Source organism: Tangfeifania sp. (genome assembly GCF_055108615.1).
Window position 1 is genome coordinate 1 of sequence record NZ_JBSQIC010000049.1, and the last position, 19468, is coordinate 19468.

The 19468-nt window shown below is 43.9% G+C and carries 16 protein-coding genes and 1 pseudogene; 12 read left to right on the plus strand and 5 right to left on the minus strand.

The features are described 5' to 3' along the window. On the minus strand, positions 1–263 hold a 263-nt coding region (locus ACTCNA_RS11265), incomplete at its 3' end, for an undecaprenyl phosphate translocase family protein (protein WP_462948015.1). Between the two features lie 150 nt (positions 264–413). On the opposite strand from ACTCNA_RS11265, the gene ACTCNA_RS11270 reads away from it, so the two are divergent. Then, positions 414–695, plus strand: coding sequence for a hypothetical protein (locus tag ACTCNA_RS11270; RefSeq protein WP_462948016.1), 282 nt, complete (start codon positions 414–416; stop codon positions 693–695). Here the strand turns inward: ACTCNA_RS11270 and ACTCNA_RS11275 are convergent. Both ACTCNA_RS11275 and ACTCNA_RS11280 read right to left on the minus strand, forming a co-directional pair. Beyond that, on the minus strand, positions 677–2476 hold the full coding sequence (locus ACTCNA_RS11275) for a GNAT family N-acyltransferase (protein WP_462948017.1): 1800 nt from the start codon (positions 2474–2476) through the stop codon (positions 677–679). The genes ACTCNA_RS11270 and ACTCNA_RS11275 overlap by 19 nt on opposite strands. A 68-nt stretch (positions 2477–2544) precedes the next feature. After that, the gene (locus ACTCNA_RS11280) at positions 2545–3810 is read right to left on the minus strand and encodes a BaiN/RdsA family NAD(P)/FAD-dependent oxidoreductase (RefSeq protein WP_462948018.1); all 1266 of its coding nucleotides are present in this window, start codon (positions 3808–3810) and stop codon (positions 2545–2547) included. Positions 3811–3963: 153 nt separating this feature from the next. Between ACTCNA_RS11280 and ACTCNA_RS11285 the strand changes: the two genes are divergently transcribed. The 7 genes and pseudogenes from ACTCNA_RS11285 to ACTCNA_RS11315 all read left to right on the plus strand — a co-directional run bounded on the left by ACTCNA_RS11285 (position 3964) and on the right by ACTCNA_RS11315 (position 9879). After that, complete coding sequence (locus tag ACTCNA_RS11285; RefSeq protein WP_462948019.1) at positions 3964–5799, plus strand: YgiQ family radical SAM protein; 1836 nt, start codon at positions 3964–3966, stop codon at positions 5797–5799. A 199-nt stretch (positions 5800–5998) separates the two neighbouring features. Beyond that, positions 5999–6754, plus strand: coding sequence for a DUF4197 domain-containing protein (locus tag ACTCNA_RS11290; RefSeq protein ID WP_462948020.1), 756 nt, complete (start codon positions 5999–6001; stop codon positions 6752–6754). Positions 6755–6907: 153 nt separating this feature from the next. Next, positions 6908–7324: a PAS domain-containing protein gene (locus ACTCNA_RS11295; RefSeq protein ID WP_462948021.1), complete on the plus strand. Its 417-nt coding sequence runs from the start codon at positions 6908–6910 to the stop codon at positions 7322–7324. Beyond that, positions 7321–7725, plus strand: a complete 405-nt coding sequence (locus ACTCNA_RS11300; protein ID WP_462948022.1) for a CapA family protein — start codon at positions 7321–7323, stop codon at positions 7723–7725. Before ACTCNA_RS11295 ends, ACTCNA_RS11300 begins: the two co-directional genes overlap by 4 nt. A 279-nt stretch (positions 7726–8004) precedes the next feature. Beyond that, positions 8005–8417, plus strand: a pseudogene (locus ACTCNA_RS11305) (glycosyltransferase family 2 protein). Positions 8418–8453: 36 nt separating this feature from the next. Beyond that, entirely contained in the window at positions 8454–8768 is a 315-nt protein-coding gene (locus tag ACTCNA_RS11310) for a hypothetical protein (RefSeq protein ID WP_462948023.1), read from the plus strand. Between the two features lies 1 nt (position 8769). Continuing rightward, on the plus strand, positions 8770–9879 hold the full coding sequence (locus ACTCNA_RS11315; protein WP_462948024.1) for an ArnT family glycosyltransferase: 1110 nt from the start codon (positions 8770–8772) through the stop codon (positions 9877–9879). Positions 9880–10327: 448 nt separating this feature from the next. Here the strand turns inward: ACTCNA_RS11315 and ACTCNA_RS11320 are convergent, their stop codons facing one another. After that, complete coding sequence (locus tag ACTCNA_RS11320; RefSeq protein ID WP_462948025.1) at positions 10328–12418, minus strand: TonB-dependent receptor; 2091 nt, start codon at positions 12416–12418, stop codon at positions 10328–10330. Positions 12419–12607: 189 nt separating this feature from the next. On the opposite strand from ACTCNA_RS11320, the gene ACTCNA_RS11325 reads away from it, so the two are divergent. From ACTCNA_RS11325 to ACTCNA_RS11335, 3 genes are all read left to right on the plus strand, one after another. Further along, entirely contained in the window at positions 12608–15217 is a 2610-nt protein-coding gene (locus ACTCNA_RS11325; protein WP_462948026.1) for a glycosyl hydrolase, read from the plus strand. A 272-nt stretch (positions 15218–15489) separates the two neighbouring features. Further along, positions 15490–16476, plus strand: coding sequence for a 3-keto-disaccharide hydrolase (locus tag ACTCNA_RS11330; protein WP_462948027.1), 987 nt, complete (start codon positions 15490–15492; stop codon positions 16474–16476). A 357-nt stretch (positions 16477–16833) separates the two neighbouring features. Continuing rightward, positions 16834–17037, plus strand: coding sequence for a permease (locus ACTCNA_RS11335; protein ID WP_462948028.1), 204 nt, complete (start codon positions 16834–16836; stop codon positions 17035–17037). A 333-nt stretch (positions 17038–17370) separates the two neighbouring features. Here the strand turns inward: ACTCNA_RS11335 and ACTCNA_RS11340 are convergent, their stop codons facing one another. After that, positions 17371–19050 (minus strand): FAD-dependent oxidoreductase, encoded by a 1680-nt coding sequence (locus ACTCNA_RS11340; protein WP_462948029.1) that lies wholly within the window; start codon positions 19048–19050, stop codon positions 17371–17373. 140 nt (positions 19051–19190) lie between these two features. On the opposite strand from ACTCNA_RS11340, the gene ACTCNA_RS11345 reads away from it, so the two are divergent. Further along, positions 19191–19466, plus strand: a complete 276-nt coding sequence (locus ACTCNA_RS11345; protein ID WP_462948030.1) for a response regulator — start codon at positions 19191–19193, stop codon at positions 19464–19466. Positions 19467–19468: the final 2 nt, after the last annotated feature.

A 19468-nucleotide genomic window follows, 5' to 3' on the forward strand; every position in this document is an offset into this window, starting at 1 on the left:
AGCGAAAAAACACTGATGCCAATTCCCAGTACAACGCTTAAAAGAAAGGTTCCGTTAATGTATTTCCAGAATTCAGAAAACCGGCCTGAAAAAAACAGCCTTACTGCTTGCAGGTTAACTGATTTGATGGAGAAAACCAGCTCTTCGTAAATACCGGTAATAAATGCAATGGTTCCTCCTGAAACCCCTGGCACAACATCGGCAGCTCCCATTCCCATGCCTTTCAAAATCAGGATAAGGTAGTTTTTTGATGTTCTTTTCATTTTATATTCTCAATCATTTTAAGAAATAACCAATACTCAATTATCAATACCAACTGCATCTCATTTTTGTTGGAAATTGAACATTGGAAATTGGATATTTTTCATTCTTGCAATTTTCGGAGCGCCAAAATAACAAAAAGAAAGGATAAATTGTTAAGAAAAACAGAAGTGGTTAATGAACTGAAAATGGAATTAAGATTGATTTTAAGCGTAGTGTTATTATTAAACGTGGGTAGTATGAATGCACAAACGAACATAAAAGCTGAAATAGTAACGTTGCAACTGGAAGAAAACGGCAATTTCCCCAACAATTCAAACCTTCCGGTTTTGCATTACAAAAATGTTTTTGATTTTGCTGAAGGCGACCCGGATTCCTCAATAGAAAAAGTTCTTGCTGCGAATAACTGGACTTTTCATTCCCTGCTGGAATAAAACCTTTCCAGTATTGACCCGTCGTTGGCTTCTTTCGACAGCGCTTCAATGGTATTTTTCGGAACATCGTAAACATCGAGCACAATCAGCCCGTCGAGGCAATTGTTGAACTTTGGATCCACGTTGAAGGCGATAATTTTTGCATTCAGTTTAATATATTTTTTCAGGAGTACCGGAAGTCCTGAATTCAGTTCGTCCAAATCACCAATAGCTTTGTCGAGCCGGTTGATGTCGTGTTCCATATTCTCCATCAGGATGTTGATGTCCGGGTTGTCGCTGGTAAACTTGTATTTGTTGCGCGGTTTTACAAGCCCGGCCATTTTCCAGTTCAGGTGGTTGCGCATTATAAACCGGATAATCAAATCTTTCGAAATTTTTGAATAATTATTACTGATACTCACCGGGCCAATCAGGTAGCGGTACTCCGGGTTTTTCAGCAGGAAATACAAAATTCCTTTCCATAGCAAAAACAGGGGCATGGGACGCCGCTGGTATTCTTTAATTACAAATGAGCGGCCCAGTTCCAGGCTCTCTTTCAATATGGGTTTAAACTCATCACTTATCCGGAAAAGCGACTGCAGGTAAAATCCGCGTTTCCCGTATTGATTCAGGATATCGTTGCCCTTACCAATGCGGTATGCGCCAACAATGCGTTTTTCGTCGTCGTCCCAAATAAACATCTGGTGGTAATAGAGGTCAAACTCATCAAGGTCTATACTGCGATTGGTCCCTTCGCCCACTTCGCGAAACGTAATTTCGCGCAATCGACCAATTTCAGTCAGAATATTGGGAATGCCCCTGGCTGGTGCGCAATAAGCAGTGTAGTTTTTTAAATTGAACAGGGTGTATTCTTCTTTAATCCTTTCAATTTCAGCAAGAATTTTATTTTGATCAACAGGCGAAATAATGGCTTCCGATTTTGGTTTGGGTTTCAGGTTATAACTGAAAAAACGCTTCACTTCAAGGGGCGTTTCCATGCTGTAGGTTTTGGCACGCAGAAACCGGCCAAACTGGTAAACGTCTTTAAATTTATCCTGTTCTTCCACTTTAAGCGGGTTGCCAATGCGCATTTTTATGGTTTTATGCTTTTTGTTTAGCAGTTCGGAGGGCAGGCGCACCTGGCGAAGCGACGGATGAATTTTTGCAATAATATGAAACAGCCGGCTGTTGGTTCCCTGAAAATGTACCGGCACGACCGGCACTCTTGCTTTTTTTACAAATTTTACCATTGGAAATTGCCATGCCTGGTCTGTAATGGTATCAAAAGTTCCGTAGGTACTTAGTTCTCCGGCAGGAAACAAGCAAAGTACACCGTTGTTTTTGAGGTGACTTATGGCCCGGGTAATTCCTTTGGTCCGCGTGTCAACTTCCCCTTTTGCTGCTTTTTCAAACGGGTTGTCGCTGATAAAATATTCTGAAACCGGATCTACTTTTTGGAGCAAAAAGTTGCCAATTACTTTTACATCGGGCCTCACTTTCGACAGGTATTTAATGAGCAGCAGCCCGTCGAAGCCACCCAGCGGATGATTGGCCACCACAATCAGCGGCCCTTCGGACGGTATCCGTTTTAATTCATTTTCGTCAAATTCAATCTTAAATTCAAGTATCCGGATAATTTCATCGATGAACTCAATGCCTTCTTTTGTGGCTATTTGCTCGTAAATTTTGTTCAGCTTATTAAACCGGAGAATGTACATCAGGAATTTTGCGAAGTATTCGCCACCAAAATAGGCCAGGGCAGGAGGAGCTTTAAAAATGTCCTTCAGTTTCAATAGTTCCATCTGGATTTTATTGGGTTTTTTGAAAAAAAAATTTCAACACCTACACAAAAATAGAAGGATTTTTCAATTTAACCGGTTTGGGTTGAAAAAAGTAAATGGCTTTTGCACGCATTACCGGCAACCCATCCGGTTGACCAGGCAATCTGCAAATTGTAACCGCCGGTTTTTGCATCGAGGTCGATGACTTCGCCTGCAAAATAAAGTCCTTTTATGAATTTGGATTCCATCGATTTTGGGTAAATTTCTTTGGTTGGGATTCCTCCTGCAGTAATAATTGCTTCTTTATATGAACGATGCCCGGTAATTTCAAACCGCAGATTTTTCAGCAGGTATCTTATTTTCTTCCGTTCAACAGCCGAAACCTGGTGACATTCCTTTTCAGTGTCGATTTCAAGTAATTCGATAAAAACCGGGATCATAGCCAAAGGCAGCCAGTGCCGGAAAATGTTTCCCAACTTTTTCTTTCCATGTTCATTCAAATCACGTATCAGGCGGTTGTCAAGTTTTTGTTCGTCGAGGGCAGGTTTTAAATCAATGGTAATTTCAACTTTGTTTTTCTTTTGTAATTCATCAACAACAATGCGGCTGAGCGTAAGAATTACCGGCCCGGATAACCCAAAATGTGTAAACACCATTTCGCCAAAATCTTCGCCTGCTTTTTTACCGTTTACCCAAACCACAGCCTTTGCATTTTTCAGATTTAAACCCTGCAGTTTTTGGGCTACATCGCCTCTTGTTTCAAGCGGGACCAGGGCCGGGCGGTCAGGCACTAAGGAATGGCCAACCTGCTTAGCCAGTTCATACCCGTCGCCGGTTGAACCGGTTGCCGGATATGATTTTCCCCCAGTGGCAAGGATTACGCGGTCGGCTTGTATGAATTTCCCGTTTGAAAAAACTCCCCGAACCTGATTGTCTTCCACCACTATCTTTTCCACTTTTTCGCCGCAGTGGATTTCCACATTCAGTTCCGAAACCCATTTCAGCAACGCATTCAAAACATCGGCCGATTTGTTGCTTGTGGGGAAATAGCGGCCACCGCGTTCGAGCGTTACTTCGGTCCCGTGCTGTTGGAGCAGGTCGATTATTTCTTTTGAAAAAAACTGTGAGAAAGCATTCCGCAGAAATTTTCCATTGGGTTGAATGTGTTTGATGAATTCACTCACCGGTGCATTGTTGGTAATGTTGCACCGTCCTTTGCCGGTGATTAATAATTTTCTGCCCGCCCGCCGCATCTTCTCAAGTACCAGCACGTTGCCGCCGCATTCAGCTGCCCTTCCGGCGGCCAGTAATCCGGCAGCTCCGGCACCAATTACAATTACATCGAAATTTTTCATCGCCTGCAAAGATAATTTTTACAATACAGAGAAACGTAAATCTTTTCAGCGGAATAATATTTTTCATCATTTTTGGGCTTCTGCTGCGATAAAATAATTGCGGACTAAATTATCCGATTTCATAAAAATTGATTTATTTTGTCCTTTATTAGAATGAATAAAAACAACAGATACAGTAATAAGTGGTTGCCCACTTCACGAAAAGAAATGAAGGAATTGGGCTGGCAGCAGCCTGATGTAATTCTGTTTTCGGGCGATGCGTATATCGATCACCCCTCGTTTGGAGCTGCCGTAATTGGCCGGGTGCTGGAAGCCGAAGGACTGAAAGCGGCCATTGTACCGCAACCCAACTGGCAGGACGACCTGCGCGATTTTAAAAAGCTGGGGACCCCGCGGCTCTTTTTTGCTGTTACTGCCGGTAACATGGATTCGATGGTGAACCACTACACCGCCAACAAACGCAAACGCTCCGATGATGCCTACACTCCCGGCGGGCGACCCGGGCAGCGGCCCGATTACGCCACCATCACCTATTCCAACATTCTGAAAAAGTTGTTCCCGGACGTACCATTGATTATTGGCGGAATTGAAGCTTCGCTGCGGCGACTCACACACTACGATTACTGGTCGGATAAACTAATGCCATCCATTTTGGAGGATTCAAAAGCGGATTTGCTTTTTTACGGGATGGGGGAGAAGTCGATTGTGGAATTTGCCAGGTTTGTAGAACGGGGAGTGCCCAAGGAAAACCTTACCAATATTCCGCAAACGGCTTTTATGGCGGGAGCCGAAGATGATTACGCCACCCAAAAAGAGTGGAACGAACTGGAGCTGGCATCGCACGAAGAGTGCCTTGCCGACCGGAAAAAGTTTGCCCGCAATTTTATGCACATCGAGGAGGAGTCGAACAAGATGGAAGCAAAAAAACTAATGCAGCGGGTGGGCGAAAGAAAAGCGGTAGTGAATCCGCCCTGGCCTGTTTTCCGCGAGGAAGAAATCGATCGGGTCTATGATTTGCCTTACACGCGGCTGCCGCATCCACGTTACCATAACAAGGAAACGATTCCGGCCTACGAAATGATCCGGCACTCCATCAACATTCACCGCGGATGTTTTGGCGGATGTACATTTTGCACCATCTCGGCCCACCAGGGAAAATTTATTGCCAGCCGTTCCGAAAAATCGGTTTTGAAAGAGGTGGAGAAAGTAACGCAGATGCCCGATTTTAAAGGATACATTTCCGATTTGGGCGGCCCGTCGGCCAACATGTACAAAATGAAAGGCATCCACGAAGAGATTTGCCGGAAGTGCAAACGAGCCTCGTGTATTTTTCCGAACATTTGCAAAAATCTCGACACCAGCCACAAGACGATGCTGGATTTGTATGAAAAAGTCAGAAATAACCCGAAAGTGAAAAAAGCGTTTGTGGGCAGCGGCATTCGTTACGACATGATCCTGGAAAAAACAGGCAACCCGGAAACCGATAAGGTCAACCGCAAATACCTGCGTGAAGTGATCAAACACCACGTGTCGGGCAGGCTGAAAGTGGCACCGGAACATACTTCGGACGAGGTGCTGAAGTTTATGCGGAAGCCTTCTTTTAAGTTGTTTGAAGAGCTGAACAGGGAATTCATTAAAATAAACAAGGAAGAAAACCTGAAACAGCAACTGATTCCGTATTTTATTTCAAGTCACCCGGGAAGCAATGCCGAAGACATGGCCCACCTCGCCATTCAAACTAAAAACATGAATTTCAGGCTGGAACAGGTGCAGGATTTTACGCCCACGCCAATGACACTTGCCACGGTAATATACTACTCGGGTTATCATCCGTACACCATGGAAAAGGTGTTCACCGCCCGCAGTCAGACCGCCAAAAAGGAGCAGCGCAAATTTTTCTTCTGGTACAAACGCGAATACCGGAAGTCTATCATGAGCGAACTGAAAGCCAAAGGCCGCCATGATTTGATTAAAAAGTTGTTTGGGTAACGGGTGGTGCAAACTCCGATTCGCACCTATCAAGAAATTGTTTGGGTATTGGTGCGAATTTTTCCGAAGGAATGGCTACGCGGCGATTCGCACATTTCATAAATCAGCGGCTCGTCACGTAGTGATCGTTTTGCGGGAATCCGCTGCACCAATAAAATTTTGTATCTTTCGTAAAATCTGCAGCCATAATTTATTCATCATGAAAAAAACTATACCGCTGTTTGCCGCATTCCTGATTTTTCTGGCTTCTTGTGCCGAATTACAGCAGATTGTAAACGAATACATGGAAAGCAATCGTCCGCTTACCCGGTCGGAGATTATTGCAGGCCTGAAAGAAGCATTGGTGGTGGGCACCAATAAATCGGTGAACATCCTGGGCGAAACCAACGGCTATTACGGCGATGCAGCCGTGAAAATTCTGCTTCCACCCGAAGCTGACATTATTGTAGATAATATTGGCAAAATTCCCGGCGGAAATCAGTTGCTCGATGATGTGTTGCTGCGCATAAACCGCGCTGCCGAAGACGCGGTTACGGAGGCCAACCCCATTTTTGTGAACAGCATTAAAAGCATGACAATTGCCGATGCTGCAGGAATTTTAAGGGGTGAAGATAATGCGGCCACACAGTATCTGTACAATTCAACTTACGACGATTTATTTGCACTTTACCGTCCCAAAATTGAAAATTCGCTGAATAAAAAACTGGTAGGCAATGTTTCTACCGCGCAAAGCTGGAATACACTCACCAATCGGTGGAACGCAGTGGCCATTTCGATTGTAGGCCAGGTGGCTGGTTTAAAACCCGTTGAAGCCAATCTGGATGTGTATCTGACCAACGAAGCTCTCGAAGGACTGTTCCTTAAAATTGAACAGGAAGAAAAACAGATACGGGAAAACCCTGCAGCACGTGTGAACGATTTGCTGCGTCGTGTTTTTGGATCGGTAAACAGCTGATAAAAACATAAATAAAAATATTTTTAGATTGTAAAACATTTTCCGTTGCCTTTTTAGTTAAAAATTGCTACTTTCAATTTGTCAAAAGGAATGTTATTTGAAGCCTTGCATCTGTTTTAGACATAATTTGCGAACCTGTTAATACTGATTGCCATGAAACTTGAATTTGAACGCATCGACGAAGCCAACGGACTGCTTAACCAACTGATAGAACACCATCCACAGGCTATTTTTCTGACCGATCATGACTTTAAAGTGAAGTATTTCAACAAAGCTTTTCAGAAACTGACCAAAAGCGATAAAGGTGATATCCTGGAGCATGAGTTTTGTGAAATTATGGGGTGCACTCAACGTGGCAACAAACTTGACGCAAACGACAGCTTTTGCAAGCATTGCCAAATGAGAGACTTACTCTCGGGATCCAACCTTTCGGAATTAGTGCTGATTCGTGATTTTTATATTCAAAATAAAATAGTTACCAAGCATCTCCACATCGATGCCCACCGCGTGATAATGAACGGCCACAAATACCGGCTGGTGGTAATTGATGACCGGACACAGAAACATTGATTTTTATTTCAGGACAACAACGGCAATTTACGCACCGGTTAATCGATGAAGCCGGCGTGGATGTTATCTACGGACATTCTTCGCACCACCCGATGGGAATAGAAGTTTACAAAGAAAAATTAATCATATACGGTGCAGGGGATTTTATCAATGATTACGAGGGCATCAGCGGGCATGAGCAATACCGCGGTGAACTGACACTGATGTATTTCCCCGAATTTGAGCCGGAAACAGGCATATTGAAAGCATTGAAAATAGTTCACATGGAAATCCGGAGGCTGAGATTGAACTATGCCAAAGATAAAGAAGCCAAATGGCTGCGGCAGGTGTTGAACCGCGAAAACCAAAAAATGGGAACCGGTGTCCGAATGGATGGCGACAATAATTTGTGGCTGGAGTGATGAAGATTCCCGGGTAGTTATATTAAAAAATACCCGGGGAGAAAATCAAGTGTAAGATAAAATGAATACATTTGCTTTTCAAAACCAATATAGACTTAAAGATGAGCCCACTCCGAAAACCCTTTTTAGGTAATTTTAGTAACAATAGGCTATTGATATTTAATTGGTTATAAATTATAAAATTGCCAAAATTCACTTCTCTAAGTGTACTCAAAGAGGAAATTCAGGAAAGAATTTTAATCGCGGGCAATGCTATATCAGACACGTTAATATATCGAAATGAATGTAAAGGAAAATAGTACCGTAAATTACAGGTTTACGATTATTATACCTGCATATAACGAAGAAGAGAACTTCTATACATTAGAAGAAAAACTACAGCAATTTTTGCCACATTCTGTTTTCCCGGCATGCATTCTTTTTGTAGACGACGGATCAAAAGATGACAGTCAACGCAGAATCCAGGAAATATGTGACCGTAACCCCTCGTTCTTTTATCTCCGTCTCGAAAAAGCGGGGGGTTAAGCGCCGCCCTGAAAGCCGGTATCGACCATACTTTTTCCGATTATGTGGGATACATGGATGCTGACATGCAGACCGACCCTGAGGATTTTAATCTATTGCTCCGGGATATTGAAGATTACGAAATTGTAACCGGTATATGGGCTAACCGCGAAGACTCATTTTTTTAAAATCTGCAATCGAAAATCGCAAACGGCTACCGGCGTATGATGATGCATGACGGGGTTTCGGATACCGGATGTCCCCTAAAGGTGATGCATACAGATGCAGCCAAACGTATTCCTTTCTTCAACGGTATGCACCGGTTTCTGCCTGCTTTGATACTGCTGCAAAACGGGAAGGTGAAACAGATGCTGGTACGCCACTATCCGCGTTTGGCCGGAACATCAAAATATCATTTATGGAATCGTTTATCCGGACCGTTTATTGACTGCTTTGCCTATCGCTGGATGAAAAAAAGATATATCAACTATCATGTTCATGACCATGTTTATCGTTTTATCCCTGTACACCTTTTATAAAATGTACCGGGGCGAAGACCGGAAACGAGACGGTTGGCTATTTCCGGTCTATGTGTTTCTGGCACTCTTCTCAAAAGGGCCGTTGGGTTTATTGATCCCTTTTGTTTCAACCGTCACCTTTTTGATCTACAAAAAGAAATTATCCGATTTTACACATTACTGGGGATGGAAGACCTTTCTGATTATTTTGACAGCCTGCATTGCTTGGTTTGCAGGCGTTTACATTGCAGGTGGAAATGAATACCTGAACAATCTGCTTGTCCACCAAACGGTAGGCAGGGGCATCAACTCCTTTCACCATAAAGAACCTTTTTATTATTATGCCATCTCCGTCTGGTATTCACTGGCACCCTGGTCACTGTTGGCTATCGGCCTCCTTATTGCAGGCTTGTTTAAAAAAAGAATAAACAGTACGCTGGAACAATTTTTTGCCACAATTATTTTATCCATACTGGTACTGCTGTCTCTCATCAGCTCCAAACTGGCAGTCTATTTACTGCCGGTGATTCCCTTCGTTATCTGTCTCTCAGCGTTGCTTCTCAAAAAATTTAACCCGCAAAACCGATGGATAACCATCTCAGTGGCAATACCTGCCGTTGTACTGCTACTGGCACTGCCTGCAGTAATCTATCTGGGCGGAACAGATGAGATGCGCTATCTGTCAACGCCGCTCGTGTATGCAGGAGCCGGAATACTCACCATCACCGGGTTTCTTATCATCTATCATTTATATGGAAAAAGAGATACTTACCGGTCAATCAACACCCTGGCACTGGGTTTTTTATTGGCGGTCTTTGTCATCGGATGGTCTATGCCCCGGCTGAACAGCCATTTGGGATGGAACAACCTGTGTGTAAAGGCTAAGGAGTTATCGGAAGAGCACCGGATTGCCGACTATTGGGTATATCACATTCCACGCGCTGAAAATATGGATGTCTACCTGGGAAAAGATATCATCAAAGTTGATAAAGATGATATCGTGAAGCAGCCGATAACAAATAAGTTACTTCTGCTGCCAACTAAAAACATGATGAGCGATCCTGAGATTCTCGCGGCCATTCAAAACAGAAAGCAATATCAAATCGGGAGCTATACCATCGTTGTCTTTTAATTTTGTTTTGAGATGAGTAAGAAAGCAATCGTGAAAATGACGGAGATGCAACCGGGCGATGTAGTCTCCACCTAAGCCGGTACCTCACGCCTGAAAAAGGATTTCAATTATCAACCCTTTACATTGATAGAAACGGGGATCAACAGCTTTTATCAATGGTTTACCAAATTCTACAAAATACGGTTACCTTCAAAACAGGCGCAACCGAAATATCATGAATATCCCGGAAGAGCGCCGCAAGATCAGGCCAAATGTTGAAGCATTGATGAATGAATTTAAATTTACAGTTTTTTCTCCATCTGCCAAGCGGCACCCACGCGTCCCTCCGGATATCACTCCCGCACAGCGGCTCCAAGCTGCTCGGTGTATAAAAACAAATACATAAAACAAACAAGCACCCCCAACACTTACCCATCAAGTGGACCGTAGCCGCTGGACGGATTCCCGGTTAACGTCCCTGCCACCCCAGCAGCACCGACACAAAATAGTGTCTCGGGTTTCCCGGGTAGTAGTAGCGGGGCAGGCTGCCGCCAAAAGAAGGTGCATTCACGGCCAGCATGGCAGCATGGTGAACATCGAAAATATTTTGTACTCCGGCTTTTAATTCCATCTTCACGCTCCCGAAATTTTTATGGAACGCGGCTTCAAAATTGGTTAATCCATACGGCTCGGTAAAATCTGAATTGGCATCATTCACGGGCATTTCCCCGGTGTAACGGTGCCATGCTTTCAGATGAATATTTTCCACGGGCCTGAAGTTTGCAACCAGCAACCAGGTATTGCGTGTAGTTCCGGGCAGCAGGTTTCCCGAGTAATCATTTTCGTCGTCCACAAAATCCTGAAAATGATACCTGGCAATTGTTGCATTTCCGCTCAAAACGAGTGAAGGATAGGTTACCGGATTTAACAATTCCCAGCGCAACTCTGCTTCCAGTCCGGGATGAAGCGATTTGCCTGCATTCACGCCCACATAGGCATCTTCGCCGGTGCGGCGGGCCACCAGCAGGTTTTTAATGTAAATGCGGTAATAGCTAACCGTGGCCTGTAACCGGTTGTTCCAGATTGCCCGGGCACCCGTCTCCAGGTTCCAGCCGCTTTCCGGTTTAATGTCAGGGTTGATTTGTCCTTCGGGCAACAAGGTCTCTTCAAACGAGGGAGTGGAAAATCCATGGCTCGCATTTCCGAATATTGAAAAGACGTTTGATACTTTGTAATTGGCACCAATTCGGGGCGAAAAAACCGGATTGTAGGAGCGCTCGCCTGATTGATCTCCATCGTCCGGAAAATTATCAGTATAGTTGAAACGTGTGAGATTACCATTGGCTCCTGCCGACAGGAAAAGCCTGTCGTTAAAATTCAGCTCCAGTTGTGCAAAAAGGTTTTCATAAGCTCTTTTTTCTTTATTGTCGGAAAGGGCATTTTCACGGTTTTCGTTCGACCAGGTGGACCAGTTGTATTTTTCGCGAAACAGTTCAATTCCTGATGTAAAAGTAGTTTTAGTCACCTCGGTATTCCATATTTTTTGGTAGTAGCCACGCAATCCCAGGTAATCTGAATTTTCTTTCAGCAGATTGAACGGGCGCGGCTCATCGGCATCACGGAAACTCCCGAAAGCGGCCAGCGATATTTTACTTTGCCCTGTGGGTAAAACAGTCAGCGAAATTCCCGCCTGTCCTTTGGTGTAGGCTTCGTATCCTTCAATGCCTTTCCAATTGGCGGCTGCTTTTTCAGGATGTTCCTGAAACGTGGGGTAGTCGAGCGAACTGGGAATGTATCCTTTCATTTTTGTGAATTTCAGCAAAGTCCCCAATTTTACTTTTTCAGAAAAAGAATAGTTGGAATGCAGCAAAAAATTGCTCCTGTTGGTTGAATTGTTCTCCCTGAATCCCTGGCTGTTCAAAATGGAACCCAGTGCATAAAGATCGAGTTTATTGGTTGTTGTTCCTGCCTCCAGCGTATTTTTATAAGTATTGAACGAGGCAACTGTGGTTTGGTGTTGTACAAAATCGTTTTTCAGGCTTTTGGGATGAAAAAGCAGCGTGCCGCCCAGTCCTGCACCATACAAACTGGAAGAAGGTCCCTTGATTATTTCCACCCGCTGAATGGCCGAGTTTTCGAGGTCTTCCAGCGCTGTTTCGCCATCGCCACTGGTAAGCGGGATTTCACCAAGATAGGCTTTAATTTTATTGGTGGCATACGGCGTTCGCGAACCAATACCTCTGATGGTAAGCCGGTTGGTTGAAAGCGTGCCGTGGTGCATTAAAACGCCCGGCACCTGGTTCAGGGCTTCAACAGGGGTGAGTGCGCTACCTGTCTGGAGCAGTTCCGGCATAATTAAATTAATGGGGGCAGGGGTGTTTCTTAAATTGTATGGTGCCCGGAATGCAGTTACCGTAACCGCATCAATTTCGCCTGATAGTGCGGTGGTATCCTGAAAAGTACCTTGCTGTGTTGTGTCAACTGGTGAAAAATGTGTATTCGCGCTTGTAACCGCACTCAATATCAAAAAAATAATAAGACCCGAATTTTTTAATCGCATGGCAATAATTTACCGTTTAATGATTGTTGATTTCTGTTTTTTGTTATTTTAACAAATTCAAATGTAAAATAAGAACAATTAATAAACGGGTATTTTGTTCGCATTTTTATTAAGTTTTTCAGTCACTGCGAAGGGCAATTGTTGAACATCCGCTTATTGAAAGGTATTACTAACTAAAACATTACGAAGATGAACAGATTATCTTTTCTCCTTTTTTTCTTCATTTTAATTGCATGTTCTTCAGATAATCAACAACTGACATGGCCTGAAACCACGGCTGAATCGAAACCCTGGACACGGTGGTGGTGGATGGGCAATGCAGTTGATAAACAAAATATCAGCCGCGAGCTAAACGAGATGGCCGAAATGGGAATTGGCGGTGTGGAAATTACTCCGATTTACGGTGTTCGCGGAGAGGAAGATCGTTTCATTGAATATTTGTCGCCGGAATTTTCAGAAATGTTGCAATTCGCAATTGAAGAAGCTCATGGCCTGAATATGGGAGTGGATTTGCCTCCGGGCAGCGGCTGGCGTTGCGGCGGGCCGTTTGTTCCTGAGAAAAAAGGATTGTGGTCGCTTCGCATGCACAAACAGCGAGTGAGAAAGGGCGAAATTGCTGAAAAACCTGAAGTTCCTGTAATTGCAATTGCTTCGTTTGTTGATGAAAACAACAAGACCACTGTTTTTAATCCGGATGAAAATTTTACTGCTCCGGCAAACGGAACAGTATATTTTGCTGAACGCCTGAAAAACCGTGATATGGTCAAACGCGCCTCCAACGGAGGTAAGGGCTGGGCAATAGATACGTTCAACGAAGAAATTACCGACTGGTATTTAAACGAAATCTGGGAACGCCTGGGAATTGACGAAGGTTTAATTCGCTGTTTTTTTCACGATTCGTTTGAATATACGGGCGATTTTACCACTCATTTCACTGAAGAGTTCAAAAAGCGAAGGGGTTACGATTTGGCTGAATACCTGCATGTTTTGGCCGGTGATTCTGACGATGAAGAAATTATTGCACGGGTGAAGTCGGACTACCGCGAAACGTTGTCTGACCTCGTCTTGGAATCTTTTATTGAGCCGATGACCGAATGGGCCAACAGCCACCAAAGCCTGAACCGCAACCAGGCGCACGGTTCACCAGGCAACATTCTCGATTTATATGCGGCCTGCGATATTCCCGAAACTGAAATTTTTCGCACCGTGGAACCGGGTACTGTGGATGTTTTTGTAAATAAGTTTGCCTCTTCGGCAGCGCATATTACCGGTCAAAAACTGGTTTCCTCGGAGAGTTACACCTGGCTGGACGAGCACTGGACGGTAACCACTTCCGACATGATGCGGGCCACCAACCGTTTTTTCCTGGCCGGAATTAATCACATGTTTTTTCATGGAACCTGTTATTCACCGGCTGATGCCGAGTGGCCGGGCTGGTTGTTTTACGCTTCCACGCAGGTAAATAACCGCAATCCGTTGTGGCGCGAAATGCCGGCGCTGTTTAAATACATCGAACGCAGCCAGTCGGTTCTGCAGCAATCAACTGTCAAAAACGATGTGCTGGTGTACTGGCCTTACTACGATGTTGCTGCCGGCGAAGGACGGTTGTTCAACCATTTGGGGGTTAATAAAGATGCCGGCTGGTTTATTTCACATCCCATTAATGAATTGTCGGAATCGTTAATGGACGCAGGATACACATTCGATTACATTTCTGATAAACAATTGCTGAATTGTAAAATGACAAATGGAGAAATTGTTACCGGGGGTGATGCTAAATATAAAGCGGTTGTAATTCCGAAAACGAAGTACATTCCGCTTGAAACCCTGCAGCAACTTAACCAATTTGTTGCCGAGGGCGGAACGGTTTATTTTGATGATTTTCTGCCCGAAAGCGTGCCGGGTATGTTTAACCTGAAAGCAAGAGAACAGAAGCTGGAAGCAGTAAAAGCTGGTTTCAGTGAGCATGCAGGAGATGTTGTTGATTTGCTGAACAATGCAGGAATTACAGGCGAACAATCACTTGCTGAAAAAGGATTTCATTTTTTGAAAATGGAAAATGAAAACGAAGACTGGTACATGGTTTTTAACTGCGATACAACAGCACTCGATGAGTGGGTTGAGCTTCAGTCGCCTGCGCAGGAATACTTGTTTTACTTTCCTGAAAACGGCGAAATATCGACCGCAGAAAGCAACAACAACTCTGTTCGGGTACAACTGGAACCGGAAAGATCTGTTTTCATTCGTTGCGTGAATAAAAAAGTATATGCGCCCTCTTTTACATATTTTGAACCGGAACAAAACAGCCGCGAAATTGAAGGGATGTGGAAAGTCAGTTTTGTGGACGGCGGACCGGTTTATCCGGGTGACATTGCTACTGATCAGCTTCATTCGTGGACAGAAATGGGCGATTCGCAAACTGAACGGTTTGCAGGAACTGCCCGCTACACGATTGAGTTCAACTGGGATAAAAATCAAAGTTCTGCCTTTTTGAATCTTGGCAAAGTGAAAGATTGCGCCCGGGTAAAATTAAACGGGGAAGATGCGGGGACTCTGCTGGGGCCTTCTTATAAAGTGAAAGTGGACAATTTGCAACAGGGCAAAAACCTGCTGGAAGTTGAGGTTACCAACGTGGCAGCCAACCGTATTCGCGACCTCGATATTCGGGGAGTTGACTGGAAAAAATTTCACGATATTAATTTTGTGAACATCGAATATGACCCGTTCGATGCTTCCGGCTGGGAAATTAAAGATGCCGGACTGCTTGGGCCGGTAACCCTGACTGATATTGATGAATGAGCAATTGGCGGTAGTTTTTGTTTTGCGTGTTATGGTTGATGACACCTCGGGACGGCAAAACTCAGTAAAACTTCCTTTTTAACACTTGCCATGTTATTGGTTAGCATAATGATTTTTAATTGGACTGGCCAACAACAACCGTTTAAGTAAGCAGACATCTTCAGAATGAATTGTACTTAAAATTTTCTCCCATTACCGTTTTTGTGTAGATTTGTCCTGAAAGTTAAAATCTGCCTGCACTGCAGGCTTTGTTACATTTTTAAAATTTTATCATGATGAAAATATTCAAAAACCTTTTTTTACTGTTTGTGCTAACCTTAGGTATCAGTGTTTCCGCGTTGGCACAATCTTCCGATGATGGGATGGGCGTGATTGGCAAGTGGGATCTTACCATTGTTATCGGGGACGATGATATGGAAGAGCTCGGGCTTTTCCGCCATGGACTAATGAGCGATGCCGGATTTCCCGGTTGGCTGGAAGTAAAACTTTCAGGATTTTCCACTCTTGTTGGTCGTTATGTGGGTTACGAAGGAAGTGCCCGCCCCGTTTCAAAAATCAACTATTCTCCGGAAACCGGGAAGTATAATTTTACCATCCCGCCGCAGTGGATGGATATTGAAGACCTTTACTTTGAATTTTCGCTGGAAGATAACAAGCTTAGCGGGTACATGATGCTCGATGGCCACAAATTGGAGTGGACCGGCGTGCGGGCCCCGAGCCTTAAACGCGAAGAACCACCGGTTTGGGGAAATCCTAAAAACCTGCTGGATGACAATATGTCGAGATGGATTATTCCGGCCAACAACAAATTCCGTATGAAAGACGGAGTTTTGGTCAATCAGGAATCCGGTGGTAACCTGGTGACGAAAGAAAAATTCAATGACTTTAAACTGAGCGTTGAATTTCGTTATCCGAAGGGAAGCAACAGCGGAATCTATTTGCGTGGACGTTATGAAATGCAGATTGTGGACAGTTTTGCTGTCAGCAACATAACTACCGGCGGAATCTATGGGTTTATTGCACCGGCTGTATATGCAGGAGCAAAGCCAGGGGAGTGGCAATCTTTTGAGGTTACACTGGTAGGACGGCATTTAACGTTGGTGCATAATGGAATCGAGGTGATTTCCAACCGGCCAATTCCTGGAATTACCGGCGGCTCGCTCAACAGCAATGAAGGAACACCGGGACCAATTATGATTCAGGGCGACCACGGCTCGGTTGAATTCCGTAAATTTGTAATCACTCCGGCAGTGAACTGATTCGCTTTGTGGTGATTAATGGTTAACATGGGGATATTCAAAATGATGGATATCCCCATGTTTTTTACGCATCTGCTGAAAACCAATGAACAACGCAGCAATCTGTTTTTCTGTATTCTAAGTTAATTTACTCCATCGCCGGCGCATAGATTAAAAAATGATGTATAGCCTTTTTATACCATTTTATAGACAAAATTACTCATAAATATTAGTGGTATAATGCCGATAGATGTCTAATAATCAGAAATGAACGAAGTGAAATTGATGATTAAAATTAAACACTAATTGGTATTATTTATGTGGATTTAAAACATGCAATGTATTTGCTTTGTTATTTTTGCAGAAAAAAAGATATTTATGTTGATATATATAGAAGAATATTTTTCAGAGTTGTGGTTCCTTATACTTGAAATGGCACCGTGGCTTTTACTGGGATTGATTTTTGCCGGATTATTAAAAGTTTATTTTCCGCAACGGCACATCGATAAGTATTTAGGAAAATCCAGTTTTCGGTCAGCTTTTAATGCATCCCTGCTTGGAATTCCAATGCCTTTGTGTTGATTGTTTCTATGGTAGGTGGATATTTTTATTCAATATTCAAAAAGAAAAATAAAATGGGAAAAACAGAAGTAATAACAGTTAAAGTAACCGGAATGACTTGCTCGCATTGCGAAGCCAACGTGAAATGAAACCTTGAAGCGCTGAAAGGAATTACAAATGTAATTGCCGATAACAACAGCGAAACAGTGAAAATTACTGGTACCGGTTTCGAACTGGAAAAAGTAAAAGAAACCGTCAACGGGCTGGGGTATAATTTTGTAGGACAAGAATAAGCTCCATCCAGGGAATGGAAGTCGATTTACAGAAATATACGTGATTATTTCTGATTAACTATTAATCCGGCTGAATGGCATCCTCCATTGTCAATACCTGTCCTTTCTCAAGCAGTTGGTTTTTCAGCTTTTCGTATTTCACATCCTGAACGGCAATTTCTTCGTCTATGGCCATACAGGCAGCTACTGCAGCCGATTGTCCCAAAATCATAAATACCGGTTCCATGCGGATGGAGCCAAAGGCAATGTGGCTGGCCGAGGCACACACAGGAACCAGTAAATTCCGGCAGTCTTCCTTTTGCGGGACAATTGAACCATAGGCAATTTCATAGGGCCCTGGCAGCCCAACACCAATATCGCCTTCATTTTGAACAGTTCCGTCTTCGGTAACATAGCGCTGTACATTGTGCGAGTCGATTGTATAAGAACCCATCCCGATTGAGCGGGGGGTGGGCGTGCGTTTCATCAGCTCGTTTTCGGTCATCACAAACTCACCAATCATGCGGCGGGCTTCACGCACGTAAATCTGGTGAGGCCAGTTGCCGTTGTCGGTAAATTCATCTTTGGCGAGGCCCCATTTTTGCATTTCGGTTTGAATTTCTGCCGGTACACGCGGATCGTTGGCCACAAACCAAAGCAGGCCTTTCTGGTAGGTTTCATGTTCTTTTATAATTTCTTTCCGGCGTTCGTAACTGGCCTCGGGGTAATCGTAATTCATGCCAATATTATCGCTGCTGAAGGGGCCGTGGTTGTTGGTATCGGTTTTCCGGTTGGGAATGGCATCGAATTTTTGGAACCACTCGCGCCAGCCGGCATTAAAAATGCGCACCAAAAGTTCATATTGGGTTGAATCGTAACCTTCCGGTTTGGGAAACGGAACGCGGTTTTCAGGATGATTGGTCATGCATGTCCGGAAACAGTAGGCCTGCACGCGGTGGTCGCCTTCTCCTTTTTCTCCCGGAGGATCAGGACTGATGCGTGGCAGCAATCCGCTTGAAGGATCGCCGGGAACCCAATAGGGATCAATGGGAGAATCCAATACACTGAAATTGTGGCGGTGCTGAAAAACGCCAGTTTGCACGCCATTCCAGTTCTCGTTATATTGGTCATTCCCTTCGCGTCCTACGTGGTAACTCACACCTGCAGCGGCCATTAAATCACCCTCATAGGTAGCATCCATGAATATTTTTGCCTGGAATGTTTTTCCGGAGAGAGTAGTAATGGAAATAATTTTCCTGTTGGAAGTAACCACGCCACTCTCGCGGTTTAGCCATTCATCGCGGTAAACAGTTATGTCAAACTCTTCAATGTAATTTTCAAATACCTTTTCGGCCACATGTGGTTCAAAAATCCACATGGTGCGCATGTCGCCGTCAATAGCGGGTGTGCCTTGTCCGGTATTTCCGTATTGTTCTTTGTCCATCCATTTCCATGCATCATTTGTTTGGTAATGATTGTAAACGCGGTGGTAAAAATCGCGCGCGAGCCCGCCAATAACTTCTTTTCTGCCGGTATCGGTAAATCCCAGTCCACCCGATGTGAGCCCGCCCAGGTGTTTATCAGGAGAAACCATAATTACGGTTTTCCCTGATTGGGCCACTTCAACGGCAGCAATTACAGCAGCCGATGTGCCTCCGTAAATTACAACATCAGCAGTGTAGTTTTCAGTTGAATTATTGATTGATTTACAGCTTGTAAAAAGAATTGCGGTCAGTAATAAAGTTGTTGGTAATAGTTTCATCACATTTAGTTTTGCCCTGAATATAAAAATAATTTGCCAATTGACGCAATTTTAAAAGATCTAACCATATTGGTTGCCGAAGATGAAGAAGTGGGGCGGATGTACCTCGCCGAGATATTGGATAAAAAATGTAAAAACATTTGTTTGCCGAAAATGGACAGGAGGCCGTTGCGCTTTACAAGCAACACCCTGAAACCGACCTGGTGCTGATGGATATTAAAATGCCGGTGATAGACGGTTACACGGCTACAATGAAAATAAAAGAAATTGACAGCGACGCATTGGTTATCGCACAAACTGCTTATGCACTCGCAGGCGACAAGGAAAAAGCCCTGGCAGCAGGTTGCCGCGATTACCTTACAAAACCATTGAAAAAATCGCACATGGAGGAGGTCATTCAAAAATATTTTAGGTAAAC

Coding starts and splice junctions, on each gene's coding strand:
- ACTCNA_RS11275 (WP_462948017.1), bottom strand. CDS start 2,476: ATGGAACTATTGAAACTGAAGGACATTTTTAAAGCTCCTCCTGCCCTG.
- ACTCNA_RS11280 (WP_462948018.1), bottom strand. CDS start 3,810: ATGAAAAATTTCGATGTAATTGTAATTGGTGCCGGAGCTGCCGGATTA.
- ACTCNA_RS11285 (WP_462948019.1), top strand. CDS start 3,964: ATGAATAAAAACAACAGATACAGTAATAAGTGGTTGCCCACTTCACGA.
- ACTCNA_RS11290 (WP_462948020.1), top strand. CDS start 5,999: ATGAAAAAAACTATACCGCTGTTTGCCGCATTCCTGATTTTTCTGGCT.
- ACTCNA_RS11295 (WP_462948021.1), top strand. CDS start 6,908: ATGAAACTTGAATTTGAACGCATCGACGAAGCCAACGGACTGCTTAAC.
- ACTCNA_RS11310 (WP_462948023.1), top strand. CDS start 8,454: ATGATGATGCATGACGGGGTTTCGGATACCGGATGTCCCCTAAAGGTG.
- ACTCNA_RS11315 (WP_462948024.1), top strand. CDS start 8,770: ATGTACCGGGGCGAAGACCGGAAACGAGACGGTTGGCTATTTCCGGTC.
- ACTCNA_RS11320 (WP_462948025.1), bottom strand. CDS start 12,418: ATGCGATTAAAAAATTCGGGTCTTATTATTTTTTTGATATTGAGTGCG.
- ACTCNA_RS11325 (WP_462948026.1), top strand. CDS start 12,608: ATGAACAGATTATCTTTTCTCCTTTTTTTCTTCATTTTAATTGCATGT.
- ACTCNA_RS11330 (WP_462948027.1), top strand. CDS start 15,490: ATGATGAAAATATTCAAAAACCTTTTTTTACTGTTTGTGCTAACCTTA.
- ACTCNA_RS11335 (WP_462948028.1), top strand. CDS start 16,834: ATGTTGATATATATAGAAGAATATTTTTCAGAGTTGTGGTTCCTTATA.
- ACTCNA_RS11340 (WP_462948029.1), bottom strand. CDS start 19,050: ATGAAACTATTACCAACAACTTTATTACTGACCGCAATTCTTTTTACA.